The sequence below is a fragment of the Sphingomonas kaistensis genome, from assembly GCF_036884275.1.
In the GTDB taxonomy this organism is placed as follows: Bacteria; Pseudomonadota; Alphaproteobacteria; order Sphingomonadales; family Sphingomonadaceae; genus Sphingomicrobium; species Sphingomicrobium kaistense_A.
In genome coordinates this window covers 1,966,477-1,990,354 of record NZ_CP145607.1, presented here as the reverse complement: position 1 = coordinate 1,990,354, position 23,878 = coordinate 1,966,477, and the positions used below count along the sequence as shown (strand labels likewise).

Below are 23,878 nucleotides of genomic sequence, written 5' to 3'. Positions count from 1 at the left end.
GAACCGCCAAGGCATGCCGCTCATTGCGGCGCTTATGGCATTCCAAGAACCTCACGACGTCCTGATCATCGGCGGCGGCCCCGCCGGGCTGACCGCCGCCATCTATCTCGCCCGCTTCCACCTCGACATCGTGGTGGTCGACGAAGGCAAAAGCCGGGCGAGCTGGATCCCCTGCTCGCACAATCATGCCGGCTATCCCGACGGGATCAACGGCAAGGAATTGCTTGAACTGATGCGCACCCAGGCGCAGAAGTACGGCACCAAGATCGAGACCGGGCGCGTGCACCGGCTCGACAAGGACGAGGATGGGCTGTTCACCGCCGATTGCGGCGCCGGACCCCAGCGGGCGCGGGCCGTGTTGCTCGCGACCGGGCTTACCAACCGCAAGCCGCCGATGGACCCCGAGCTTCACGACGATGCGATGGCACGCGGGCTGATCCGTTATTGCCCGATCTGCGACGGCTATGAGGTCACCGACAAGCGCGTCGGGATCATCGGATCGGGCAAGGGCGGGGTCGGCGAGGCGATTTTCCTGCGCTCCTACACCGCCGACGTGACGCTGATCGCGCCCGACAAGAAACTCGAGATCAGCGCCGACGACCGCGACAAGCTCGAGCAGGCGGGCGTCACCCTGGTCGATGGTCCGGCCGAGGCGATCGGCTGCATCGAGGAGTGCATCACGGTCGACACTGCCGAGGGGCTATTGAGCTTCGACAGCATCTATCCGGCGCTCGGCTCCGACACGCACACCGCGCTGGCGGCGATGGTCGGGGCCGAGATCAATGAGGAGGATTGCTGCCTCGTCTGCGACGACAAGATGCGGACAAGCGTCGAGGGACTATATGCCGCCGGCGACGTGGTCCACGGGCTCGACCAGATCAGCCACGCGATGGGTGAAGGCGGACAGGCGGCGACTACCATCCGCAACGACCTTGCCGCCAAGCGCCCGCTGTTCCGGCAGCCGGTCGTCCCGGCAGAGAATGACAGCGATCGCGAGCGGGTCGAGGAAGGCGAGGCCTGAGCCCCTAGAACGCCGCCCCGATCATCAGCACCGGACTGTCGGGCGGCGAGATCTGGAGCTTGCCCTTGGATTCGGTGATTAGGGCATGGGCGAGCCAGGCGCCGGCGGCGCGGGGTTCGACGGTCCCGGCGGCGCCGCGTTCGAGGGTGGCGCGCAGATTGGGGTCGAGCAGCAAGCGCGGCCCTTCGGCGCGGATCACGATCTCGGTCCCGTTCGCCGCCCGTTCCGCCCCGATGTCGAGGCGACCGCCGCGAACCAGCGCATCGCCGGCAACCAGCGCAAGGTTGAGCAGCACCTTGACCGCTTCCTTGGGCAATTTGTCGGCGGTGACCATCCAGCCGAGCTCGATCTTCTTGTCGGCCCCGAACAGCCCTTCGAGCGCGGTGCGCGCTTCACGGGTGTCGATCTCCTCGCCGAAACCGCCCGCGGCGCCGAACGCCAGGCGGAAGAATTTAAGCTTGGCCGCGCTGGCCTTGGCGCTTTCGGCGAGCAGCTCGAGACAACGCTCGCGCATCTCCGGATCCTGCTCGTCGGCCATTAGCTCGAGGCCGTTGTTGAGCGCCCCGACCGGACTCAGGAGGTCGTGGCACAGGCGGGAGCAAAGCAGACTGGCGAGTTCGATCGCATTCATGGGCGCGAGTCGTGGCTGATGATGGTCATTTGTTCAACCCAATGCGTGGCGACCTTGAAAGTAGCAGGGCGGTTCCTAATTTATCCTGTCTAATGACCGGGGGGTCCGACATCATCGATGTGGCGCTGGGCGCCGGGCACGCAGGCTGGCGGCTCGACCGCGCGCTGGCCGATGCGCTGCCGACGATGAGCCGCGAGCGGTTGAAGAGCCTGGTCAAGGCAGGCGCGCTCGATCACGCGGGCAAGCTGGTTCGCGATCCTGCGCTCAAAGTCGATGGGTCCGAACAATTTCGCCTGACCGTGCCGCAGCCCGAACAGGCGAGCGCCGCGGCGCAGGACATCCCGCTGGTGATCGTCCACGAGGACGAGCATCTGCTGGTGGTCGACAAGCCCGCCGGGCTGGTGGTCCATCCCGCCGCCGGCAATCTCGACGGGACCTTGGTCAACGCCCTTCTCCACCATTGCGCCGGCCGCCTCAGCGGCATCGGCGGAGTGGCGCGGCCGGGGATCGTTCACCGGATCGACAAGGACACGAGCGGCCTGCTGGTGGTCGCCAAGACCGATGTCGCGCACGAGGGGCTGGCGAAGCAATTTCAGGCGCACACCATCGAACGGCGCTATCTGGCGGCGGTCGGCGGGCGTCCGGCCAAGATGGAAGGCAGCGTCGATGCCGCCCTCGCCCGCTCCACCCACGACCGCAAGAAAATGGCGATCGTCGAAGCGGATCGCGGCAAGCGGGCGGTGACCCACTATAAGGTATTGGGAGTGACCAATGCCGCCGCCAGGATCGAATGCCGGCTCGAGACCGGACGGACGCATCAGGTGCGGGTGCATATGGCGAGCATCGGGCATCCCCTGCTCGGCGACCCGGTCTATGGCCGCGCGCCGGCGCAGAAGCTGCGTGAATTATTGAACCGGCTCAACTTCCGGCGTCAGGCGTTGCACGCACAGAAACTCGGCTTCGTTCACCCGGTGACCAAAGACCGTCTGTCGTTCGAACGCGCCGTTCCGCAGGATATGCAGGAACTGTTCAGAGCGCTTGGGGTATAGGATTTCAGGTGTCAGGGTGGTGGGGAAAGCCGCTTTGGCAAGCAAGGACGTGAAAGAACACAATGGCACAGGCAAAGGCAGTTTCGATCCCAGCAGGCGCCGGCGAAGTCGGACTCAACCGCTATCTGTCTGAGATCAAGAAGTTTCCGATCCTTGCACCGGAAGAAGAATATATGCTCGCCAAGCGCTGGCGCGAGCATAACGACACCGATGCGGCGGCGAAGTTGGTCAACAGCCACCTGCGACTCGTGGCCAAGATCGCCATGGGCTATCGCGGCTATGGCCTCCCAGTCAGCGAGCTGATCAGCGAAGGCAACATCGGCCTGATGCAGGGCGTCAAGAAGTTCGAGCCCGACCGGGGTTTCCGCCTGGCGACCTATGCCATGTGGTGGATCCGCGCGAGCATCCAGGAATTCATCCTGCGTTCGTGGTCCTTGGTGAAGATGGGCACCACCGCCGCGCAGAAGAAGTTGTTCTTCAATCTGCGCCGGATGAAGAACCAGATCGACGCGTTCGAGGAAGGCGATTTGAAGCCCGCCGACGTGACCAAGATCGCGACCGATCTTGGCGTCACCGAGGACGAGGTCATCTCGATGAACCGCCGCATGGGCATGGGCGGCGACACCAGCCTCAATGCGCCCCTGAAGGGCGACGAGGGTGCCGAAAGCCAGTGGCAGGACTTCCTCGTCGACAATGGCCCGCTGCAGGACGAGCTGGTCGCCGAGGAAGAAGAAAAGCAGGTGCGCCATGCGCTTCTGACGGCGGCGATGGGTTCGCTCAACGACCGTGAGAAGTACATTCTGACCGAGCGGCGCCTGGCCGACGATCCCAAGACGCTGGAGGAGCTCTCGCAGGTCTATGGCGTCAGCCGCGAACGGATCCGTCAGATCGAGGTGCGCGCGTTCGAAAAGCTGCAGGCCGCGCTGATGAAAAGCGCGACCGAGCAGCGGCTGCTGCCGGCGGCGTAGGCTTGAGCAGCGGCCCGCTTCCGCTAGGTTGCGGGAATGCGGGCCGCTCTCTTCCCCCTCGCGTCGCTTATGTCGGTCGTCGGCGCTTCCGGCCCGGCATCGGCGGCGCCGATCGACCATCTGCCGGCGCTTCGCGGTGATTATTTTGCACTGACGAGCCGATCAACCGGCTCCACCTATCACATCTACATCAGGCTGCCGCTCGACTATACGGAGCAGGCCGACAAACGTTATCCAGTCGTCTACCTGCTGGACGGCGATAGCGCGTTTCCGATGCTGGCGCCGCAGCACCTCTTCATGACCATCGACGACCGCACGCCCGAAGCCATTCTGGTCGGAATCGCCTATGGCGGGTTCGGCCCGGTCAACAAGCGGGATCGCGATTTCGGCGAGGGCGCGCCGGCGTTCGAGCAGTTCCTGGTCGACCAATTGCTTCCCCAGACAGAAAAACGCGTTCGAGCCGATCCCGGCCGGCGCGTGCTGGTCGGGCAATCCTTTGGCGGGAGCTTCGTCCTGTGGAATGCTCTTAGCCGTCCCGGACTGTTCTGGGGTCGGATCGCGAGCAATCCGTCGTTCCGTTTCCACGCCGATCGGTTCGCTCGGCCCCCTGCGAGGAATTCGGGGTCAAGCGGCATGCTTGCGGTCGTGAGCGGCACGGCCAATAATCCGCAAGGCCGCAGCGGAGCGATCGACTGGGTAAACCGGCAGTCGGCGATAACCCCGGGCTGGGCCGTGAAGCGCTTCGATATCGAGGGGGGAACCCATGCGGCCGATCTTGGCCGGGCTTATCGCATCGCGCTGAACTGGATGCTGCCGCCGGTGCCGGAAAAGGCCCCCGCCCCAGCGCACTGATCCCTACGCGTCAGCGCCGCCTTAAAAGCGCCAGACCGGCCGCAGTGACGAGAAGCGCCGCGCCCGTTTTCTCGCTGCCGCGTTTCTTGAGGAAGCCGAGGCCTAAAGTTGCCAATCCGGAGCTCAGCATCGAGATTTTGCGCGCGCCGGCCAGTTGCCCGGTGCGTGAGACGATGCGGCTGGTGAGATACGGGCGGCCTTCGTCGGACGCTTCGGTGGCGGGCGACTGGGGGGACGGCCGGACGGCTGGGCGGTCGGAAAGGGCCGCGCTGTCGCCTTCGGTCTCGTCCGTGCCCGCCGCGACATGGTCCGCGCTCCACGCCCCGCGGGTGCCCATCGGCTTGTCGCTGCCCTTGGCGGTGGTGTCGCGCGCAGTCTGGTGCTCGACCTCGCTGTTGAGTTCGGCGCCGAAGATGAGGACGTAGCTCGACAGGTATAGCCAGGTCAGCAGCACGATCACGCTCGACAGTGCTCCGTAGGTCGCGCCGTAGCTGGCGAAATTGCGGACGTAGAAGCCGAAGCCCAGGGTCAGCAGCAACCAGACGATCGCGAAGAACAGCGATCCCGGGGTCAGCCACGTCCAGCGCGCCCGCTCCCGGCTCGGGCCATAGCGATAGAGTGTCGCCGCTGCCGCCGCCGCAAAGCCTGCCAGAAGAAGGTACGTGAGCATCGAGAATAGCACCCGCCCCACGACCCCGGCGTCGGGAAGCAGTCGCTCGATCGCCGCAAGGATGGCGATGGACGCGCCAACCACGCCCGCCATCAGCACGGCGCCGAGGGTCATCGCCAGCGCCAGCAAGGTCGATTTGACGATGCCGCGCTTTTCCGATTCTTCGTAGGCAATATTGAGCGCGGTCACGATCGCCCCCGCCGCGTTGCGCGCGCCCCAGAAGGCGAGAAGGATCGCCGCAGCCAAGCCGAGCCCCTTCTTGCCGTCGTTCGTTTCGACCACGTTCAGCAGCTGCTCACCGATCAGCTTGGCCGCTTCGCCCGGCAGGAACGACGTCAGCCCTTGCGCTTGCCGCACCACCATCTCGGGGGAAGCGAACAGGCCGTAGGTCAGCACGGTGGCGCCAAGTAGAGGGATCAGCGCGAGAAAGAAGTAAAAGGCGACCCCCGCCGCGACGATTCCGACATTGTCCTTGCCGACTTCTGTCCACGTGCGCTTGGCGATCTCGATCCAGCCGGGCCGCGGGATTTCGGTCGGTTTGGTGGCGAAGCGGCCCTTGTCGGAAGGGGCGGCGGCAGTGGCCATAAAGAAGGCAGCTTTCAGGTGAGCGTGGAACCGGGAACACGCGCCCAACCGATGGTCCGCCGCGACCGTTCCTCTTGCCAATCGATACCAAGAGGCAGACCCTTCCCCCCCCCCGGCGCAAAGAGGCGCCCGCAGCGACTCGACGCGCCCCGACCGGCACGAGAGGAGAGCTACACCCATGCACGAGGCAATTAACGGCACGAGAGCCATTGCGCTGGTCGGTCCGGCGGGTGCGGGTAAGACCTGCCTTGCCGAGGCGATGCTGTTCGCCAGCGGCACCATCGACCGGCAAGGCGACACTGCCGCCAGGACCAGCGTCGGCGACTGGAGCCCCGAGGCCCGGAATCGCGGCGGATCGACCGAACTCAATCTCATGGGCTTCGACTGGCTGGGCGAGCGTTTCGCCCTGATCGACGTGCCGGGCGGCACCGGTTTCCAGGCCGACGGCGCCCGCGCGCTGGCGCTGGCCGATCTTGCGGTGGTGGTGGTCGACCCCGATCCCGCTCGCGCGCCGCTCGCCGCACCGATGCTTCGGCTGCTCGACGAGCTTGGAATCCCGCACCTGATCTTCGTCAATCGCATCGACGGCGCGCGTGCGTCGATCGGCGAATTGCTCGAGGCCCTTCAGCCGCTGAGTGTCTCGCCCCTGATCGCGCGGCAGGTCCCGATCACCAGCGGCGACAAGGTCACGGGCTTCATCGACATCGCGCTGGAGCGCGCCTTCCATTATCGCCCCGGGCAGGCGTCCGAGCCGATCGCCATGCCGGCCGAGCTGGACGCGGTCGAGGCGCAGGCCCGCACCCGCTTTCTCGAGCAGCTCGCCGACCATGACGATGCGCTGCTCGAGCAATTGCTGATGGACGAAACCCCCGACGCCCGCCGCGTACTGAGCGATCTGGTCCGCGAGACGAGCGAGAACCTCGGCGTGTCGGTACTGTTCGGCTCAGCCTGCAGCAGCTTCGGCGTGCGCCGCCTTATGAAGGCGCTGCGTCACGAGGCCCCTGCCCCCCCCACCACCGCCGACCGGCTCGGCGTCAATGGCCCCGCCTTTCACGCGGTGAAGATCAGCCACGCACATCAGCTCGGTCGGCTGGTGATCGGGCGACTGCTCGGCGGTTCGCTCAAGGAAGGGCAGGAACTGCGAGCGGCGGGCGGTCGCACGATCAAGGCCAGCGCGATGTTCAGCCTGCAGGGGGAGCGCAACCAGCGTCTGCCGGAAGCTTCCGAAGGGGCGATGCTGGCGCTGGCCAAGGCCGACGGGCTTGGCGCGGGTGAATGGGCGGCCAGTGGCTCGCTCCCCCCGCCGCTCGACGTACCGCTGCCCTCGCGCAACTGCCGGATCGCGATCGAGCCCGCCGACCGCAAGGACGACGTCAAATTGTCGGGCGCGCTGCACAAGCTCGCCGAGGAAGACCCGACCCTTCAGATCGAGCATGACGAGGGGGATCACGCCCTCATCCTGTCCGGGGTCAACGAGGAGCAACTGGGCGTCGTCCTCGCCCGGCTGAAGCGCCGGCACGGGGTCGAGGTCACCCAGCGCCAGCCCAAGGTCCGCTACCGCGAATCGATCCGTCGCGCGGTGACCCAGCGCGGGCGGCACAAGAAGCAGTCGGGCGGGCACGGCCAGTTCGGCGACGTGGTGATCGAGCTTGCGCCGCAGGGCCGCGGCGAGGGCTTTGCCTTTGCCGAGCAGATCCACGGTGGCGCCATCCCCCGCCACTATGTCCCGGCGGTCGAACAGGGCGTGCGCGATGCCTGCCTCAAAGGGCCGCTCGGCTTTCCGGTGGTCGATGTGGCGGTGACGCTGACCGACGGCAGCTATCACAGCGTCGATTCGAGCGAACTTGCGTTCCGCACCGCAGGCCGGATCGCGATGCAGGAAGCGCTCGCCGCCGCGCAGCCGCATCTTCTCGAGCCGGTGCACAAGGTGGCAGTCGTCACTCCCTCAACCGCCAGCAGCAAGGTCAACAGCGCGCTGGCCGCCCGCCGCGGGCACTTGCTCGGGATATGGCCGCGCGAGGGCTGGACCAGCTGGGACCGGGTCGAGGCACTGGTGCCCGAGGCCGAGCTCCACGGGCTCGAAGGCGAGCTTCGCAGCTTGAGCCAGGGCCTCGCCACCTATGAGGCGAGCTTCGATCATCTGGCCGAGCTCAACGGGGCGCTGGCCGACAAGGTGGTGAGGAGCGGCGAATTGCAGCACGCCTGATCGCCCCTTGGGGTTGTCATCGGGCCCGAAGCGAAGCAATCCAGCGCGTAACTGGATTGTGTCGGCGCTCACGCGCCTCGCAATGACGCGTGAGGAGATGCTTTCGTGGCGAAACGCCTGACCTGGTACATATTGGCGGCCCTTGTTCTGGGCCTGATCACGGGCTGGGCGATCAACGCCAACATCGGTGACGCGACGCCCGAAGACAAAGCGCGCTTGAGCGAGATCGCCGATTATTTCGGGATCGTCACGACCCTGTTCCTGCGGCTGATCAAGATGATCATCGCCCCGCTGGTGTTCGCGACCCTGGTCGCGGGCGTCGCGCACATGGGCGACACGGCGGCGCTGGGCCGGGTTGGCGCCCGGACCATGGCCTGGTTCATCACCGCCAGCCTGATTTCGCTGACGCTCGGTCTGATCCTCGTCAACACGCTGCAGCCGGGCGTCGGACTCAACCTGCCGCTGCCGCCGGTCAATGCCGCGAGCGGGGTCGATCGGTCGAGCTTCGATCTCGCCAAGTTCGTCACTCACGTGGTCCCGGCCTCGGGCATCCAGGCGATGGCCGAGAACGAGATCCTCCAGATCGTCGTCTTCTCGCTTTTCATCGGCGTCGCCATCACCGCGGTCGGCGAAAAGGCCAAGCCGCTGGTTCGCGCGGTCGAGGGGCTGGTCGAGGTCATGCTGGTCGTCACCGGCTACGTCATGCGCCTCGCCCCGCTGGCGGTCTTCGCAGCGGTCGCCGCCTCGATCGCCGAGAATGGCCCGGGGGTGATCATCACCTTCGGCCAGTTCATCGGCAGCTTCTACCTCGGGCTGTTCATCCTGTGGTGCCTGCTGTTCCTGGTCGCCTTCCTGGCAGTCGGAAGCCGCGTGTCGCATCTTGCGCGCTACATCCGCGATCCGCTGGTGCTGGCCTTCTCCACCGCCTCGTCGGAAGCGGCCTATCCCCGCACGCTGGAAGCGCTCGACAAGTTCGGCGTGCCGCCGCGCATCGCCAGCTTCGTCCTGCCGCTGGGTTATTCGTTCAATCTTGACGGCTCGATGATGTACATGACCTTCGCGACGATCTTCATCGCGCAGGCCTATGGCATCGACCTGTCGATCGGGCAGGAGATCCTGCTGCTGCTGACCCTGATGATCACCAGCAAGGGCATCGCCGGCGTCCCGCGCGCCAGCCTGGTGGTGATCGCGGGCAGCCTGGCGATGTTCAACATTCCCGAGGCCGGTCTGCTGTTGATCCTCGCGGTCGACCATTTCCTCGACATGGGCCGGTCGGCCACCAACGTCGTCGGCAATGCGGTGGCGAGCGTGCTGGTCGCCAAGTGGGAAGGTCCGCTCGACGCCCCCGAATCGCCGGTGATCGAGCATGCGCCGGCACCCAGCCACATGCCGCCGCCGCCGCCCGAAACCTGAGCGGCCGGTGGATCTCACCATGCTGCCGGACCGCTACCGGCTGATCTTTTGCGACCTGTGGGGCTGCGTCCATGATGGGCGGGCGATCTTTCCCGGCGTGCGCGAAACGCTGGCCGCGTGGAAGCGACAGGGTCGCCGCGTGCTGTTCGTCACCAATGCTCCGCGCAGCGCCGACGCGATCCGCGCGCAGTTGCTGCGGCTCGACCTTGATCCGGCGCTCGACGACGGGATCGTCACCGCGGGCGAAGCGGGTCTTGCCGCCGTGCGCGGGCGACCCGTCGGGTTCTGCGGGACCGTCGCCGACCGTGCCGACCTGACGGCGCGGGGGTTGGTGATCGCCGGGAGTGGCTTCAGCGAGCTAGCCAGCGCTGGGCTCGACGTCGGCGAAACCGTCGCCGACTATGCCGACCGCCTGGCCGAGTGGCGCGCCTCCGGCGTGCTGATGCATTGCCTCAACCCCGACCGGATCGTCCATCACATGGGCGAAGTCATGGTCTGCGCGGGCGCGCTTGCCGATGCCTATGAGGCGATGGGCAGCCGGGTGATTTGGTACGGCAAGCCTTATCCCGCCATCTACGAACTTGCGCTGGCGCTCGGCGGAAGTCCGGCCAAGGATGCCGTGCTAGCAATCGGCGACGGACTTCAGACCGACATGGCGGGCGCCGCGGCGTTCGGGATCGACGCGGTGTTCGTGGCCGGCGGCATCCACGCCGGCGAGGACGCGCGCTTCCCCGATGGCTGGGCACCGGTCGCGACGGTGCCGGGGCTCGGAACATCTGCATTAGGCAGCGCGTAGAGCAGCCTCTTCATGGTTTCCCTCCATCACCCCTCCCCGCTCGGCTCCGGGCCGCGCCCCGGCTCGCGCGAGACGATCGTGCTGCTTGCGGCGCTGATGGCGCTGAATGCGATCGGCATCGATGCGATGATCCCGGCGCTGGCCGATATCGCCAGCCACCTCGGCGTCGAGGAAGAGAACCGCCGCCAGCTCGTGATCATCGCCTACACCTTGGGCTTCGGCGTTGGGCAGCTGTTCTGGGGACCGCTGGCCGACCGGTTCGGGCGCAAACCGACGCTGCTGGTAGGAATCGCCATCTACGTCTGCTTCGCGTTCGTCTGCTCGGCCGCGCCGAGCTTCGAGCTACTGATCGCCGGCCGCGCTTTTCAGGGTGCCGCTGCCGCCGCGACGCGGGTGATCGTGCTCGCCATGGTCCGCGACCTGTTCGAAGGCGAGGCCATGGCCCGCGTCATGAGCCTGGTGGCGATGGTCTTCATGGTGGTGCCGGTCCTTGCGCCGAGCGCCGGCCAGCTGATCCTGACCGTCGGCCCGTGGCAGTCGATTTTCTGGGTGCTGGGCATTTACGGCGCGTTGATCGGGACCTGGGCTTTCCTGCGCATTCCCGAAACCCTGCGCGAGGAAAACCGCCGCACCCTGCGCCTCGCCGACTTGGCCGAAGGTGCCAAGGCGGTGGTCACTGATCGCCAGTCGCTCGGCTACACCCTTGCTCAGACCGCGCTCTTCGCCGGCCTGCTCGCCTACATCGCCTCGATCCAGCAGATCGTGTTCGACGTCTTCAAGCGGCCCGAGCTGATCGGAGTCGTGTTCGGCGCGGTGGCGGCGCCGATGGCGTTGGCGAGCTTCACCAACAGCAAGTTGGTCGGGCGGTTCGGCCTGCGCCGCGTGGCGCATCTGGGCGTGGTCGCTTTTGCGGTCCTGGCCCTTGGCCATGCGCTGATCGCCACCACGCTCGGCGAAGGGCTGCCGGGCTTCGTCATCGGTCAGGCGCTGGTCCTCGCCAGTTTCTCCTTCTGCTCGGCCAACATGAACACGCTGGCGATGGAGCGGATGGCGCGGGTGGCGGGCATGGCTTCGTCGATCCAGGGGGTGGTCAGCACCATTCTTGCCGCGCTGGCGGGTTTCGCGATCGGCCAGTCGTTTGACGGCACGCAGATCCCCTATCTTTGGGGCCTTGCGCTGTGTGGCCTCAGCGGTCTGGTGCTGGTGCTGCTGACCGATCCTCGGCGGCTGTTCGAGCGGTTGCCTCCACGGCATGCGCCAGCAGCGCACGGCCAAGCGCCTCAAGCAGGCTGAGGTCGCGCGGACGCTCCAGGCGAAAGACCGGTACCGACTTCGCCACCGCGGCGACCGCGCGAAAATGTTCGGCGCGCCATTCGGCCTGCCGGTCGGCATAACTGCCGCGATAGGTATGATCGAACAAGGTCGCCGCCGCCGCGCCGCCGCCGAGCCTGGTGATCGCGATGTCGGCGCCGTCTTCCAGCACGTACACCGCGCCAAGCGGTACGGCGTCGGCGACAAGCGCGTCGCCCGCGACGGGCAGGTCCCATTTTTCCACCGTGTCATCGGCGTAACTCGGCTCAAGGCCGTTCGTGTCGATGCCGAATCGCTCCATCGCTTCGCGCCAGAGCCGGACCCGGGGTGGTCCGGGATAAGCCAGTACGGTGCACGCCGTCGCTTTCAGCGCTACCACGTCATCCCCGACGATCCGGTGCCCGCTTCGGGAGAACCACGCCGCTAGCGTCGATTTGCCCGCGCCCGTCGCACCGGCGACCGCGATCGCCCGACCGTCCAGTTCGACCGCATTGGCGTGGAGCGGGAACAGGCCGCGCTGGTGCAGGATCAGGCCCATCGCGCTGCCCAGCAGAAACAGGCGCAGATTGCGGTCGGACACGCCCTCGTTCGTCTCGACGATGATCTCGCGGCCGTCGCGTACCCTGAACAGTCCTGCCTCGGGAATGACGAGGTCCGCGTCGGTCCCGACGCGTCCGCGACGGATGTGGACGTCCGCTATGGCCCCTGCCGCTGCGGGAAGGAGGTTAGGGAGCGGCACCTCGCTATCGATGACAAGGCCGAACAAGCGGACCAGGGTCATGGCCTGTCGGCTCCACCAGCAGCAGCATCGCTGTTTCCTTCCCGCCCGTCGCCGCTAAGGACGAGCGCATGGAGCCGATGCTCATCCTGCTGCTCGACTGTTGCCGCCCGCATCATAGTGATGCCGATCTTGCGCTGATCGGCGACCGGCTGGCTCGCGCCGATGGCGCGCGGCTGACCCTGCTCGCGCGGCGGCACCGGGTGGAGGGCCTTGTCTGGCGGACGATCAGCCGGACGGGAATCGTGCCGCTTGGCGCGCAGCCCATCGGGGAGACGGCTCGGCGCATCGTGGCGGACGGTTTCGCCATGGCGCTCGAAAGCGGGCGGGTGCACGGCGCCTTCAGCCGTGCGTCGCTGCCGCATCTCTTCGTCAAGGGTCAGACACTCGGCACGCTGGCGTGGGGCGATCCCCTGCTCAAGCACCAGCTCGATCTCGATCTGCTGGTGCCGCCCAATGCCATCGGCAAGGCGGCGCGGCTTTTGGAAGCGCTTGGCTACGTCCAGCAAGTGCCCGATCCATCGGTCGACACCACCGACTGGCATCGCTCGCACAAGGAAAGCCAGTGGCGCAGCGACGATGGCATCCTGCTCGACCTGCACAGCCGGCTCGGTGACCATCCCGCCTTGCTGCCAAGCGCGGTGGCGACGGTGAAGCCGCAGGTCGTGGAGGTGCCGGGCGGGATTGCGCTGCCGACCCTGCCCGATCGCCTGCTCCTCCCCTATCTTGCGGTGCACGGTGCGTCGAGCGCGTGGTTCCGGGTCAAATGGCTGGCCGATTTCGCGGCGCTGGTCGCGCGCACGCCGCCCGACGCGCTTGCGGCGATTGCCGGGCAGGCCCCGCGCCTCGGTGCCGGACGAACCTTCGCGGCCGGGTTGATCCTCGCCAACCGCCTGCTCGGTACCAGGCTGCCCGAAGATCTCGAAGCCGATCGCGCGACCTTGAGGCTGGTCGCCATTGCGACGGACATGATCGGCAATTCCGGTGAACCCACGAAGCGACGCTTCGGCACGCTTCCGATCCACCGCGCACAGCTGCTGATGGTGCCCGGCTCGCATTACTTTTTGAGCGAATTGATGCGCAAGGTCGGTCAGCTTCTTATCCGCTGACCGAGCCGTCATCGTCCAGCGTCAGGTGCCGCGGCGCCCGGCCTCGCGAGCGCCGACGCTGCTCGCCGGCGTGGCTGCGGGGCTCGGCCATGAAGGCGAGCGAAACCGCGAACACCGCCTGGATCGCCGCATCGCGCAGCGGATAGTCGACCAGGCTGTGCGCCAGGATCGCCCCCGACGCGATGGTCGCCGCCAGCGCGATGAGGTCGGGCTGCGCGGCCCGCCATAGCCGGACGGCCCGGGTCGCCCACCACAGGACGAGCGCGCCGAGCAATAGCGTGCCCAGCAGGCCGGTTTCCAGCACCCATTCCAGCGGATCGCTATGCGCGTGATTGACGAAAAAGGAATCAACCAGCGCCGGGTTCTCGTCAAGCCGATAATATTCGCGGAAGCTGCCGAGGCCGGTGCCCACCGGGAAGGTGTCGCCGATCGCCTGCCACGTGACGCGGTAGATGTCGGAGCGGGTCGCGAGCGAGGTCGTGTTGCTGCCGGCATCGGTAAAGGACGCAAGCGCGACAAGGGCGCCCAGCATCAGCAGCACTGCCAACGAAACGAGCACTCGCGGCGCTTTGCCGGCCCTCGGCAGCGACACGGCAAGGGTCGCCAAGGCTACCGGCACCAGCAGCGCGAGACCGGCCATCGATCCATTAAGGATGATCCCCAGCACGATCACCGCCACCGCACCAAGCGCGATGACGATCCGCCCGAGCGCCGCCGACTGACGCGAGCGCCGTCCGTTGCTTCGCGATTGCTGCTGAAGCCCGATCAGGGCGCCGAGGAAAGGCAGGGTCGCCAGTAGCAGGGTGGCCTGGTGATTGCTGTTGGCGAATAGCCCGGTCGCGGCCTCGGTGTTGTAATTGTCGTACAGGTAGAGGCCGCCCTGGCTCAGTTGAATGGCTCCCAGCAGCACCGACAGGCAGGTCCCGATCACCAGCGCGCCGATGACCCAGCGCGAGCGATAGGCGCCCAGCACCACCACGGCGGCGATCAGCCCCAAGGGTACGGCCATCAGCGGCAGAATCGACCAGGTCGCGGCCGGTGTGAGCGAGACCGGCAACCACGGCAGCGGCTCACCCCTGAGTTCGAAGCCCTCGAGCACCGGCGCCCGGCCCGGAAGCGCGCTCCACCAAGCGGGCGGCAGGGGCACGAGTTGGAGTAGGACCAGCGCGAACCACAGGCCACACAGCCACAGCAGCAGTCGCCCCGCGCTGGTCGGATGGCTGCGCTCGGCCGCCATCAGCGCCCAGGCGATCAGTCCGAGGCCGACAATCTGAAGCAGGAGATTGCGCCAAATGCCCTGCGGACTGCCGCCGAGAAGCAGGCAGGCGAACAGGAACAAGGGGACAGCCGATTGGCGAAGCTTGGCACTCATCGCGCGGCGCCCGCCTGGATCGGATCGAGACCTACCCGAAGCAATTCGGCCGAGACCGTGCGCGGGAACTCGCCCATCCGGCCCCACAGCGCCAGACGCTGCGCGGGGCAGTCGGCCGGCACCCGTATAAGCTGCGCGCTGCTGACGGAGTTGGCCGGCCACGTGGCGATAGCGCGGTTACCTTGCAGGCAAGTCACACGCCATTCGAACGATCCCGCCGGCGGCGAACCCGCATATTGCGCCTGGAAACGATACGCGCCGGCCGGGAGCAGCAGGAGGTGATCGGCCAGCGCGGTGTCGTTGCGACCATAATAGACGAGCCGCAGCAAGCCGCCAGGGGCCGCTTCGGCGACCCCGTCGGGCGTCGTTGGAAGACGCCATGCCAAAGGCCCGGCCTTGTCGTCCGTCCACGAGGTCAGTGACGTTCCTCCGCCGACCTTCGCCGCGCTCAGCAAGCCGCGGGCTCCGGCAAGATCGCCGGCGCCAAGCTGCCGCTCGAACGCGGTGCGGAACCACGGTGCCCCGGCATCGCCCGGCCGGGTCAGCAGGCGAAGCGACGGGCTTGCGGCCGGATCCTGCGCGAGGGCGGTCATGACCGCTTTCTTGAGCTCCGGATTGCTGTCGAGCACGGGTCGCATCTCGGCGACCTTGCCGGAATCGCGAAGATAGACGGCAAGCGTTCCGGCAAAGGCATCGACCCGGCCGCCGCCCAACCGGCGACCAAGCACCGCCACGTTCGCCAGCGCATCACCGACGCGTCCTTCCCGGATTAACAGGTCGGCAAGCATGAAATGCGCCGCCGTCGAGCGGGGCTCCCGGTGCAGCGCAGCCTTGAGCAGGGTTTCGCCCCGCGCGCGGTCTCCTCTCGAAAGACGTTCGGCAGCGGCGGTGAGAAGCGGCTCCACGGCAAGCGGATCGACCCGTCCCGCTTCGCGCATTTGCGCGAGCGCGGAAGCGGGCGGAGGCTTGAGCGTGCGTGCCGCCGCGCCGATCTCGGCGAGCGCGAGGGTGGTGAGCGGCACGGGGTGCGACGGCCACAGCGTGTGCGCCGCCTGCGGCTTTCGCGCTCCGAGCGCCTCGACGAAGGCGCTACGCCCGGCCTGCAGCGCGAGCAGCAACACGGCCGCCAACCCGATCCAGCTCAGCCATGATCGCCGCGCCCCAGCGTCCACGTCGACGGCCATCAAGTATCCTGATGGTGGGGAATAAGAGCGATCCGCTCCCGCTTGTCGGCGAGCTCGCCGTACCGGTAATTGTAATAGCTGTAGTTGCCGTCGCTTTCGTTCGCCTTGGTCAGCAAGCCGCCGACCAGATGCGCGCCCGACGCCTCGAGATTGTTGAGTGCCTCGGCCGCCTGACGGGTGCGGGTGCGGCCGCTTTCGACCACGAAGACCACGTTGCGGCAGGCGTGCGCGATCAGCGGTGCGTCGGCGAGGCCCATGACGGGCGGGCTATCGATGATCACCATCTGAAAATGCTGCATCGCCTCGTCGATGATCATCCCGAACCGCGCCGTTGCCAGGAGATCGGCCGGGTTGGGCGGAAGCGTGCCGCAGGGCAGCAGCGACAGATTGTCGAACTGCGTCGGCGCCACATGCGCCTGCAGGTCTTCGTCGTTAGTGAGAAGCTTGGTCAGGCCGATGTCGTCGTTGGCGGCGCGGAAGGCGGGCTTGCGAAGATCGGCGTCGATCAGCAGCACGTTCACTCCGCGCCGGGCGAAATTCTGTGCAAGCGACAGCGCCGAGGACGACTTGCCTTCCGCCGGCGAGGTCGAGGTCACCATCATCACCCGCGGCGCGCCATGTTCGGTGGTAAAGCGCAGGGCCGCCGCGGTGGCGCTATAGGCTTCCGAGACGACCGAGCCCGGATCCTTCAGATCCTCGATGAAATCGCCTTTGGTCTGGCGCTTGGGGATTTGGCCGATACAGGCCAGGCCGAGCTTGGAACGCATGTCCTCGCGGGTGCGGATGGTGTCGCGCAGAAGGTCGAGGCCGATCGCTGCGCCGAGCCCGCCGACGAGGCCGAGGGCGAGGCCCGCCATGAGGTTGCGCGGCAGATTGGGCTTGAACGGCGCGCCCGCGGGCTCGGCCCGGTCGACGATCGAGATCGGCGAGGTGCCGATCCCGCCGGCGACGCCGATCTCCTTGTAGCGACCGAGCAGCGCGTCATACAGGCTGCGGTTGGTGTCCACCTCGCGCTGGAGGATGCCGTAGCGCACGCTGCGGCCGCGCAGGTCGAGGACCTGACCCTTCAGCGCATTGACCCGGCCCTGAAGCGCGCGTTCGGCCGCGGCCGCGCCGCGATATTCGGCGCCGAGCGTGTTGTTGACGCCTGCGCTGACCTGCGACGCTTCGCGGGCGATCTGCTGACCGAGTTCGTCGATCCGCTGGCGCAGGCTGATCATCTCGGGATGCTCGGGCTGAAGCGAGGCACGCTTTTCGCTATATTCGGCTTCGAGCGTAGCCCGGGCGTTGCGAAGCCCCTGCGTCGAATTGGTGACCGCGCTGCCGGGTCCCGACGCGGCGGCCGCCCGATAGGCGCCTTCGGCCGCGACGCGCCGGGCGGTGGCCTGGGCCAGCGCCGCGTTCAGCGCGGCAAGGCTGTCGCCCTGAAGCGAATTACCGGCTTCGGGCGAGCCCGACCCGCCCTGCCCGCTGCCGCCGCCAAGATTGATGATCCCTTCGGCCTGCGCGTAGCGGGCCAGCGACTGCTCGCTCTTTTCCAGGTCGCCGCGGGTCTTGTTGATCTGCCGCTCGAGAAACTGGCGGGCATAGGCCGAGCTTTCGAACCGGCGCTGGAGCCCGGCGTTGATGAAGCTGTCGGCAACGCCGTTGGCGATTGTCGCGGCCAGCTGCGGATCAGCCGAGGTATAGCTGTAGCGGATCAGCGTGCCTTCTTCGGGCATGGTGACGCTGAGGCCGCCGGCGACCAAACTCGTCGCGCGGGCGAGACGTTCGGGCACCGCGCCTTCGGTGCCGACGACCGCCGGATTGGCGACGAGATTGAGGTCCTGCGCGGTGCGCTCCGCCACGGCCCGGCTTTGCAGGAGCCCGACCTGCGTCGCGATGAAATCCCAATTCTGGTAGGACTGGCTTTGCTGATCATCCTTGGCGAGCACTTGCACCTGCGGCGGATTGACCTCCAGCGTCACGAAGGAGCGGTACAGCGGGGTCGTCAGCATGGTGACGATGATCGCGCCGGCGAGGCCCAGGACAGCCGCGGCGAGGATCAGCCAGCGCCATTCCCGAACGATCCGCAGCAGCCCGTGAAAATCGAGCTGATTGCCCTGCATCGCAAGGCGGCCGCGACTGACCTGCGGAAGCGCACCCGGCGGCACGTCTCCCGGTGCTGCCGGCAGGCGCCCGTTCGAGTGAAAGGCGAGGTCACGGTTCAAGACTGCGTTCCTTTACGGCAGCGGCGCCCGAAGGGGTCAGAAGGGCCGGAAAATGGAGAGGATCGGGATGTTGCTGAGGATCCGCTTCTGCGTTTCCTTCACCCGGGATCCGTCCACCACCACGATGTCGCCGGCGTAGATGGCGGGATCGGGTGCCTGCCCGCGGCGGATCTGCTGGAGATCGAAGGCGGCGGCCTGCCGCTGGCCCGACACCGTGCGGAAAACCGCCACGCGGCGCAGGTTGGCGTCATCGGTAGCGCCGCCGGAGAGCGCGATCGCCTGCAGCAGGCTGAGCGGGCCGTTGACCGGGAACGAACCGCTCGACTTCACCGCGCCGTCGACGGTCACCGAACGGCGGGTCGACGACTTGACCCCCACCGCCACGTCCGGATTGACGAGATACTTCTGGCTGTAGGCGGCGGTGATCTTCTGATCGAGCTGCGCTGCGGTCAGGTCCACAGCTTCCACCGTGCCGATCAACGGCATGCTGATGCGGCCGGTCAGATCGACCTCATAATCGCCCGACAGATCCTTCTGGCGAAACACGTTCACGGTTACCGTATCGAGCGGCGCGATGCGGTAATTTTCCTCGAGGCTGAGCGCACGCGGCTGGTCCGGCGGGGCCAGCGCCACGTTGTAGGGGATGGGACCACCGGGCTTGTCGACGCAGCCCGTGAGCGTGATTGCCGAGGCAAGGGCCGCAGCCAGGGGAAGTCTTGACGTCAAACGCATAACCGAGACCCTTTACCACTCGACGCCGCAATGGACCATAAAGCATCCATTACGCAATCTAGTGGCTCAATCCCGTTTGCTCGCGGCCTGCTCTAGATACCATGGCAGGGCCTCCTCGATCCCGGCCTTGATATCGTGGGTCGGGGCGTAGCCGAGAAATGTCGCCGCCTTGCCGATATCGGCTTCGCTATGGCGGACATCGCCGGCGCGAAACGGACCATAGACGGCTTCACCAAGCGCGTTGCGACCATGGCGCTGAAGCCCGTCCTGAAGCAGCTCGAACAGCTGATTGAGGGTCGTCCGTTCACCCACCGCGACGTTGAACACTTCGCCCTGCACTTCGTCCGGAGCCAGCGCGGCGAGGAGATTGGCCTGAACGGCATTGGCGGCGAAGCAGAAGTCGCGGCTGGTCTCGCCGTCGCCATTGATGGTGATGTTTTCCCCGTCCAGCATCGCGTCCACCCAGCGCGGAATCACCGCGGCATAAGGCCCGTGCGGGTCCTGGCGCGGGCCGAAGACGTTGAAATAGCGCAGGCCGATCGCCTTGAAGCCATAGCTGCGGGCATAGACGGCAGCGTAGAGTTCGTTGACGAGCTTGGTCACCGCATACGGCGACAAGGGATTGCCGATCCGCTCCTCGCGCTTGGGGAGGTTGGGCTCGTCGCCATAAGTGCTTGACGAGGCGGCGTAGACAAAGCGCGTCACGCCCGCCTGCCGCGCGGCGTCGAGCATCTGAACGAAGCCGGTGACGTTCACCTCGTGGCTGATCAGCGGATCGGCGATCGAGCGCGGGACCGAGCCCAGCGCCGCCTGATGCAGCACGACATCCACGCCGGCGCAGGCTTCGGCGCATGTGCGGGCGTCGCGAATGTCACCGGTGATCAGCCCAAAGCGCGCGGCGCGCTCGGGTCCGACTGCGGCAAGCAATTCGTCGAGATTGCGCTGGTGGCCGGTCGCGAAATTGTCGAGGCCGACCACCTGCTGGTCGAGCCGGAGCAAGGCTTCGACGAGATTGGAGCCGATGAACCCTGCGGCGCCCGTCACCAGCCAGCGGCGCGGGTTTTCGCGCAGGGCCGGCAGGTGCGCAGCAAGGCCGGGCGCTTCGAGCAGGGCTTCAAACAAGTCGGTCATCTCCTTGATGAAGCCCATCGATGGTGTCGATCAGCCAGCGTTTGTCGCCTTCGATGCCGAGCGCGGTGAGGCGGCCGGTCGCATAGGCGCCGGTATCGATTCCGATCCGCGATCCCACCACCTCGACCGTCTCGCTGATGGTGTGGCCGTGCACCACGACCACGCCATGATCGCGGGTGTCGGTCAGGAATGGCTCGCGAATCCAGCGCAGGTCGCGAAGGGTCTGCTGATCGGTCGGGACGCCGGGGCGGATGCCGGCGTGCACCAGGAAATAGTCCCCGAACCGCATCGAATCGGCGAATTGCTCGAGGAAGTGGCGATCTTCCGCAGGCACGATCGCCGCGATGCGCCGCTGCGCGGCCGCCGGGCTCAGCGCATCCAGCGCCGCGGGGTCGGCCCCATAGCTTTGCAGTGTTTCCGCCCCGCCGAAGCGGAGCCACCCGCCAACCTCGGTCGGATCGCCCGCCAGGATCTTGAGCAGGACCTCTTCATGGTTGCCAGCAAGGCCGACGACCCGAAAGCCCGCCAGATCGAGCTCGCGCAGACGCTTCAGGACGCCGGCCGAGTCCGGTCCGCGGTCGATGAGGTCGCCGAGCAGGACAATCAGCCCGCGCTCGGGCCCGCGCACCGTATGGTCGTCGGCGATCTCACTCAACAGGCGGTCGAGAAGGTCGAGGCAGCCGTGAACATCGCCGATGACATAAGCGCGCCAGCCGGGCTGACCGCGCGCGATCGCACGGGAAGACGAGAAGAAACGCCGAAACATGGGCGCGGCCCCTACCGCTCTTTTCCTGACAAGGCGATGACCGCGCTGCGATACGCGTCGATCACCAGCCGTTCGTCATAGTCGCGTTCGGCGATGCCGCGTGAATTTTTTGCCCAGGTGCGGCGCTGTTCGGGGCCGGCGGCGATCAGGCGCTCGATGGCGTCTGCGATGGCCTGGGGCGAGCGCACCTCGAACAGCAGGCCGTTGACCCCGTCCCTGACGATCTCGCGGCATCCCGGAACGTCGGCGGCGAGCAGCGGACGGGCCATCGCCGCCGCTTCGAGCAGCGCGCGCGGCATGCCTTCGCGATAGGACGGCAGGATCACGGCGTCGGCGGCCGCGATGAAGGGGCGCACGTCCTGCGCGTGACCGGCGTGGCTCAGTAGCCCTTCCCCGACCCAGCCGCTCAGCTCGTCGGCAGGGATGGCTGTCCGGTTCGCCGCGCCCAGTTCGCCGACAAGGGTCAGTTCGAGCTTGGGATAGCGCGGACGAAGCAGCCGCATCGCCTCGGCGAGTTCACGAACGCCTTTGTCACCAAGGAGACGCCCGACGAACAAGAGGCGCAGCATTCCATTCGGCCGGTCCTTGGGAATTGCCGAGGCGAAAGCGAGGCAATCTACCCCGGACCCTGGAATGAGTTGAACCTGCTCGCGGCGGACGAGGTTCATCTTTTCGAACAGCGCCGCATCATCGCGGTTCTGAAAGAACACGATCGGCAGCCCACGGAACGCTTCGCGATAAAGGGCGGCTTGGACCTTGAGCAGCAAACCGCCGCGGATGAAGCCGGTGCCGAGACCCGAGACGTTCGGGAGAAACGGCCGCCCCGTCGCCCGCGCGGCCAGCCCGGCGTAGATGTTTCCCTTGGGCGTGAAGCCGAGCACGATCCTCGGCTGGATCTGCCGGAACAGGCCGATCAATGCGACCAGGCTCTTGAGCTCGGTCAACGGCGCGGTGCCGTCGGCGATCAGCGGGACCTGGTAGGTCGTCAGCGATCCTACCGACGCGTCGCCCAATGGCACCACCGCAGCAAGCGGCCAGCGCCCCTCGTGCTTGAAAGCGCGGATCAGCCCGCCGCGCATATGCGACAGGTTCCAGCTGCTGTTGGCGACAAAAAGGATGGGATTGGGATCGGGCACGTTGGGACCGGGGCTTACGCGACCCGCCGTGACATTCAAAACACGCAGGGCTGCAACGCCGGTGGGGAAAGGAAAAGACCTGCCTTTTGTCGAAACTGGAGACAATTCACCGCGTTATGGCAGGAGTTGTTGTCAATGTAGCGCGCGCGTTCAGGGGAAAGTTAATGACCTCAAGCCATTCGAAGTGGGTGAAAGCCCTGTGCAGCGCCGGTGTGCTGGTGGCCGCGCCCGCTTCGGCCGCGGCTCGCGCCGCGCCGGTGTATGACGTGTCGCCGTGGATCGCGATGAGTGCGACGGCGGGGCCGGCGTCGAGCCAAGCGCTATGCGGCGCGGCTGCTGCGGCGGCCGCGGCCAATGCAGCAGTTCAGGGCGCTCCCGGCGGCTGCGTCTTCCCGACGGTCGATGCTCCGGCCGTAGCGCCGGTCGCCGAGACCGCGCCGATCGGCACCCCTGCCGCCGTCGGTGCCGGGGCGGGTGTCGGCCTGCTTCCCCTTCTTCTCGGTCTCACCGCTCTTGGTGGGCTGGCCGCGTTGCTGTTGTCGAACGGCGACGGCGGAACCCAGATTTCGATCAGTCCGTAAGGCTGACGCCTCCCCCAGCACCTAAAAGGCCGACCCGTCCCTCGACGTGTCGGCCTTTCTTTTCTTCAAAGGACTAAAGCCTCAGTGGTGATCGGCGATGAACCGCTCCACGACCGGCGCGATCTTTTCGCGCCACTTGCGCCCGTTGAAGATGCCGTAATGGCCCGCCCCTTTGGCAAGGTGATATTTCTTGTCTTCCGCGGGTAGCTTGGTGGCAAGATTGAGGGCCGCGCGGGTCTGCCCGACACCCGAGATATCGTCCCGCTCGCCCTCGATCGCGAGCAGCGCCGTGCGGGTGATGGCGGTTGGAGCGACCCGCCGCCCACGGTGCATCATCTCGCCCTTGGGCAGGAGATGCCGCTGAAACACGACGTCGATCGTCTGAAGATAGAATTCCGCCGTCATGTCGCACACCGAACGATATTCGTCATAGAAGGCGCGGGTCGCGTCGGCGCCTTCCTCGTCGCCGTCGACCAGATGCTTGAACATCTCCCAGTGGCTGAGGAGATGGCTGCCGAGATTCATGGTCATGAACCCGGCAAGCTGCAGGAAGCCCGGATAGACCCGCCGTCCGCCGCCCGGATACATGCCGGGCACGGTGCAGATCACGTTCTGCTGGAACCAGGCATGCGGCCGCTCGGTCGCCAGCGTATTCACCGCCGTCGGCGCTTCGCGCGTGTCGATCGGGCCGCCCATCATGGTCAGGCTGCGCGGGGTCGCGGGATGCCTGTCGGCGTTCATCAAGGCGGTCGCGGCAAGCGCCGGTACGCTTGGCTGACACACCGCCAGCATGTGCGCGCCGGGGCCGATCTTGGTCAGCCAGGTGATCAGCGTGTCGACATAATCGTCGAGATCGAAGCTGCCGTCCTTGAGCGGCACCATCCGCGCATCGCGCCAGTCGGTGATATAGACCTCGTGGCCCGGCAGCAGCCGCTCGACCGTGCCGCGCAGCAGGGTCGCGAAATGGCCCGACATCGGCGCCACGATCAGCAGTCGCGGCTGGCCTTCGGGCGCGCCCTCGCGCTTGAAATGCTTGAGCTGGCCGAACGGCATCCGGTCCACGATCTCCTCGCGGACGGGAAGCAGCTTGCCGCCAATCTCGACCTGGTCGAGCCCGAACGCCGGCTTGCCCCGGGGCGCGGCGGCATGGGCGAAGACATCGAGGCTGGCCGCCACGATCCCGCTCATTCCGTTGTAGCTCAAGGGGTTGGCGGTGCTGCTCAGCCAATCGGAAGAGTAACCAGCCCATTTGCTCGCACCGGCAAGCCAGCTGCGCTGCACTTCATACGCGTCGTATAGCATCAACTCTCACTTCTAGGCCTTTTCCGACCAACCGGTGTGGGACCGAAAGGGTCCGCTGGCAAGGTTGAGGCGCAC

General features: G+C 66.8%; 21 protein-coding genes. 10 read left to right on the top strand and 11 right to left on the bottom strand.

Translation table 11 applies throughout. The annotated features are described in order from the left end of the window. The first annotated feature begins 34 nt into the window (after positions 1–34). On the top strand, positions 35–1,021 hold the full coding sequence (locus V6R86_RS09640) for an NAD(P)/FAD-dependent oxidoreductase (protein WP_338504124.1): 987 nt from the start codon (positions 35–37) through the stop codon (positions 1,019–1,021). A gap of 4 nt (positions 1,022–1,025) precedes the next feature. On the opposite strand, the gene V6R86_RS09635 is transcribed toward V6R86_RS09640, so the two are convergent. Next, positions 1,026–1,652, bottom strand: a complete 627-nt coding sequence (locus tag V6R86_RS09635; RefSeq protein WP_338504121.1) for a histidine phosphotransferase family protein — start codon at positions 1,650–1,652, stop codon at positions 1,026–1,028. Positions 1,653–1,744: 92 nt separating this feature from the next. Between V6R86_RS09635 and V6R86_RS09630 the strand changes: the two genes are divergently transcribed. The 3 genes from V6R86_RS09630 (at position 1,745) to V6R86_RS09620 (ending at position 4,521) form a co-directional block, all read left to right on the top strand. After that, a complete protein-coding gene (locus tag V6R86_RS09630; protein ID WP_338504119.1) occupies positions 1,745–2,701 on the top strand; it encodes an RluA family pseudouridine synthase in 957 nt (318 codons plus the stop codon). A 62-nt stretch (positions 2,702–2,763) separates the two neighbouring features. Beyond that, a complete protein-coding gene (rpoH, locus tag V6R86_RS09625; protein WP_338504117.1) occupies positions 2,764–3,669 on the top strand; it encodes an RNA polymerase sigma factor RpoH in 906 nt (301 codons plus the stop codon). A 36-nt stretch (positions 3,670–3,705) separates the two neighbouring features. After that, the gene (locus V6R86_RS09620; RefSeq protein WP_338504115.1) at positions 3,706–4,521 is read left to right on the top strand and encodes an alpha/beta hydrolase; all 816 of its coding nucleotides are present in this window, start codon (positions 3,706–3,708) and stop codon (positions 4,519–4,521) included. Positions 4,522–4,531: 10 nt separating this feature from the next. Here V6R86_RS09620 and V6R86_RS09615 read toward each other — a convergent pair whose 3' ends face one another. Further along, positions 4,532–5,776 carry a YihY/virulence factor BrkB family protein gene (locus V6R86_RS09615; protein WP_338504113.1) on the bottom strand — a complete coding sequence of 415 codons (1,245 nt, stop codon included), beginning with the start codon at positions 5,774–5,776 and terminating at the stop codon, positions 4,532–4,534. Positions 5,777–5,954: 178 nt separating this feature from the next. Here V6R86_RS09615 and V6R86_RS09610 point away from each other — a divergent pair, with 178 nt between their 5' ends. The 4 genes from V6R86_RS09610 (at position 5,955) to V6R86_RS09595 (ending at position 11,484) form a co-directional block, all read left to right on the top strand. After that, positions 5,955–7,982: an elongation factor G gene (locus tag V6R86_RS09610; protein WP_338504111.1), complete on the top strand. Its 2,028-nt coding sequence runs from the start codon at positions 5,955–5,957 to the stop codon at positions 7,980–7,982. A 105-nt stretch (positions 7,983–8,087) separates the two neighbouring features. Continuing rightward, positions 8,088–9,395, top strand: a complete 1,308-nt coding sequence (locus V6R86_RS09605) for a dicarboxylate/amino acid:cation symporter (protein WP_338504109.1) — start codon at positions 8,088–8,090, stop codon at positions 9,393–9,395. A gap of 7 nt (positions 9,396–9,402) precedes the next feature. Further along, the gene (locus V6R86_RS09600) at positions 9,403–10,191 is read left to right on the top strand and encodes an HAD hydrolase-like protein (protein ID WP_338504108.1); all 789 of its coding nucleotides are present in this window, start codon (positions 9,403–9,405) and stop codon (positions 10,189–10,191) included. 12 nt (positions 10,192–10,203) lie between these two features. Next, a complete protein-coding gene (locus tag V6R86_RS09595) occupies positions 10,204–11,484 on the top strand; it encodes a multidrug effflux MFS transporter (RefSeq protein ID WP_338504107.1) in 1,281 nt (426 codons plus the stop codon). On the opposite strand, the gene V6R86_RS09590 is transcribed toward V6R86_RS09595, so the two are convergent. Further along, positions 11,378–12,283 carry a hypothetical protein gene (locus V6R86_RS09590; protein ID WP_338504106.1) on the bottom strand — a complete coding sequence of 302 codons (906 nt, stop codon included), beginning with the start codon at positions 12,281–12,283 and terminating at the stop codon, positions 11,378–11,380. The genes V6R86_RS09595 and V6R86_RS09590 overlap by 107 nt on opposite strands. Positions 12,284–12,351: 68 nt before the next feature. On the opposite strand from V6R86_RS09590, the gene V6R86_RS09585 reads away from it, so the two are divergent. Next, a complete protein-coding gene (locus V6R86_RS09585) occupies positions 12,352–13,389 on the top strand; it encodes a nucleotidyltransferase family protein (RefSeq protein WP_338504104.1) in 1,038 nt (345 codons plus the stop codon). Here the strand turns inward: V6R86_RS09585 and V6R86_RS09580 are convergent. The 7 genes from V6R86_RS09580 to V6R86_RS09550 form a co-directional block, all read right to left on the bottom strand. After that, positions 13,379–14,761, bottom strand: a complete 1,383-nt coding sequence (locus V6R86_RS09580) for an O-antigen ligase family protein (protein ID WP_338504100.1) — start codon at positions 14,759–14,761, stop codon at positions 13,379–13,381. The two genes, V6R86_RS09585 and V6R86_RS09580, sit on opposite strands and share 11 nt — an antisense overlap. Continuing rightward, the gene (locus V6R86_RS09575) at positions 14,758–15,945 is read right to left on the bottom strand and encodes a hypothetical protein (RefSeq protein WP_338504099.1); all 1,188 of its coding nucleotides are present in this window, start codon (positions 15,943–15,945) and stop codon (positions 14,758–14,760) included. Before V6R86_RS09575 ends, V6R86_RS09580 begins: the two co-directional genes overlap by 4 nt. Continuing rightward, positions 15,945–18,155: a GumC family protein gene (locus V6R86_RS09570; protein WP_338504098.1), complete on the bottom strand. Its 2,211-nt coding sequence runs from the start codon at positions 18,153–18,155 to the stop codon at positions 15,945–15,947. Before V6R86_RS09570 ends, V6R86_RS09575 begins: the two co-directional genes overlap by 1 nt. A 36-nt stretch (positions 18,156–18,191) precedes the next feature. Continuing rightward, positions 18,192–18,887, bottom strand: coding sequence for a polysaccharide biosynthesis/export family protein (locus tag V6R86_RS09565; protein WP_338504096.1), 696 nt, complete (start codon positions 18,885–18,887; stop codon positions 18,192–18,194). A 66-nt stretch (positions 18,888–18,953) separates the two neighbouring features. Beyond that, positions 18,954–20,018: an SDR family oxidoreductase gene (locus V6R86_RS09560; RefSeq protein WP_338504094.1), complete on the bottom strand. Its 1,065-nt coding sequence runs from the start codon at positions 20,016–20,018 to the stop codon at positions 18,954–18,956. Then, positions 20,002–20,784, bottom strand: a complete 783-nt coding sequence (locus V6R86_RS09555) for a metallophosphoesterase family protein (RefSeq protein WP_338504092.1) — start codon at positions 20,782–20,784, stop codon at positions 20,002–20,004. Before V6R86_RS09555 ends, V6R86_RS09560 begins: the two co-directional genes overlap by 17 nt. 11 nt (positions 20,785–20,795) lie before the next feature. Further along, a complete protein-coding gene (locus V6R86_RS09550) occupies positions 20,796–21,920 on the bottom strand; it encodes a glycosyltransferase family 4 protein (RefSeq protein WP_338504090.1) in 1,125 nt (374 codons plus the stop codon). Between the two features lie 164 nt (positions 21,921–22,084). On the opposite strand from V6R86_RS09550, the gene V6R86_RS09545 reads away from it, so the two are divergent. After that, positions 22,085–22,501 carry a hypothetical protein gene (locus V6R86_RS09545; RefSeq protein ID WP_338504088.1) on the top strand — a complete coding sequence of 139 codons (417 nt, stop codon included), beginning with the start codon at positions 22,085–22,087 and terminating at the stop codon, positions 22,499–22,501. An 81-nt stretch (positions 22,502–22,582) separates the two neighbouring features. Here V6R86_RS09545 and V6R86_RS09540 read toward each other — a convergent pair whose 3' ends face one another. Then, positions 22,583–23,803 (bottom strand): polyhydroxyalkanoate depolymerase, encoded by a 1,221-nt coding sequence (locus V6R86_RS09540; protein WP_338504086.1) that lies wholly within the window; start codon positions 23,801–23,803, stop codon positions 22,583–22,585. Positions 23,804–23,878 lie beyond the last annotated feature (75 nt).

What these genes read in the sequence shown, in the direction of transcription:
- V6R86_RS09610 (WP_338504111.1), top strand. Translation starts at nt 5,955, where the DNA reads ATGCACGAGGCAATTAACGGCACGAGAGCCATTGCGCTGGTCGGTCCG.
- V6R86_RS09620 (WP_338504115.1), top strand. Translation starts at nt 3,706, where the DNA reads ATGCGGGCCGCTCTCTTCCCCCTCGCGTCGCTTATGTCGGTCGTCGGC.
- V6R86_RS09630 (WP_338504119.1), top strand. Translation starts at nt 1,745, where the DNA reads ATGACCGGGGGGTCCGACATCATCGATGTGGCGCTGGGCGCCGGGCAC.
- V6R86_RS09555 (WP_338504092.1), bottom strand. Translation starts at nt 20,784, where the DNA reads ATGTTTCGGCGTTTCTTCTCGTCTTCCCGTGCGATCGCGCGCGGTCAG.
- rpoH (WP_338504117.1), top strand. Translation starts at nt 2,764, where the DNA reads ATGGCACAGGCAAAGGCAGTTTCGATCCCAGCAGGCGCCGGCGAAGTC.
- V6R86_RS09565 (WP_338504096.1), bottom strand. Translation starts at nt 18,887, where the DNA reads ATGCGTTTGACGTCAAGACTTCCCCTGGCTGCGGCCCTTGCCTCGGCA.
- V6R86_RS09585 (WP_338504104.1), top strand. Translation starts at nt 12,352, where the DNA reads ATGGAGCCGATGCTCATCCTGCTGCTCGACTGTTGCCGCCCGCATCAT.
- V6R86_RS09560 (WP_338504094.1), bottom strand. Translation starts at nt 20,018, where the DNA reads ATGACCGACTTGTTTGAAGCCCTGCTCGAAGCGCCCGGCCTTGCTGCG.
- V6R86_RS09595 (WP_338504107.1), top strand. Translation starts at nt 10,204, where the DNA reads ATGGTTTCCCTCCATCACCCCTCCCCGCTCGGCTCCGGGCCGCGCCCC.
- V6R86_RS09635 (WP_338504121.1), bottom strand. Translation starts at nt 1,652, where the DNA reads ATGAATGCGATCGAACTCGCCAGTCTGCTTTGCTCCCGCCTGTGCCAC.
- V6R86_RS09580 (WP_338504100.1), bottom strand. Translation starts at nt 14,761, where the DNA reads ATGAGTGCCAAGCTTCGCCAATCGGCTGTCCCCTTGTTCCTGTTCGCC.
- V6R86_RS09615 (WP_338504113.1), bottom strand. Translation starts at nt 5,776, where the DNA reads ATGGCCACTGCCGCCGCCCCTTCCGACAAGGGCCGCTTCGCCACCAAA.
- V6R86_RS09545 (WP_338504088.1), top strand. Translation starts at nt 22,085, where the DNA reads ATGACCTCAAGCCATTCGAAGTGGGTGAAAGCCCTGTGCAGCGCCGGT.
- V6R86_RS09575 (WP_338504099.1), bottom strand. Translation starts at nt 15,945, where the DNA reads ATGGCCGTCGACGTGGACGCTGGGGCGCGGCGATCATGGCTGAGCTGG.
- V6R86_RS09590 (WP_338504106.1), bottom strand. Translation starts at nt 12,283, where the DNA reads ATGACCCTGGTCCGCTTGTTCGGCCTTGTCATCGATAGCGAGGTGCCG.
- V6R86_RS09640 (WP_338504124.1), top strand. Translation starts at nt 35, where the DNA reads ATGGCATTCCAAGAACCTCACGACGTCCTGATCATCGGCGGCGGCCCC.
- V6R86_RS09540 (WP_338504086.1), bottom strand. Translation starts at nt 23,803, where the DNA reads ATGCTATACGACGCGTATGAAGTGCAGCGCAGCTGGCTTGCCGGTGCG.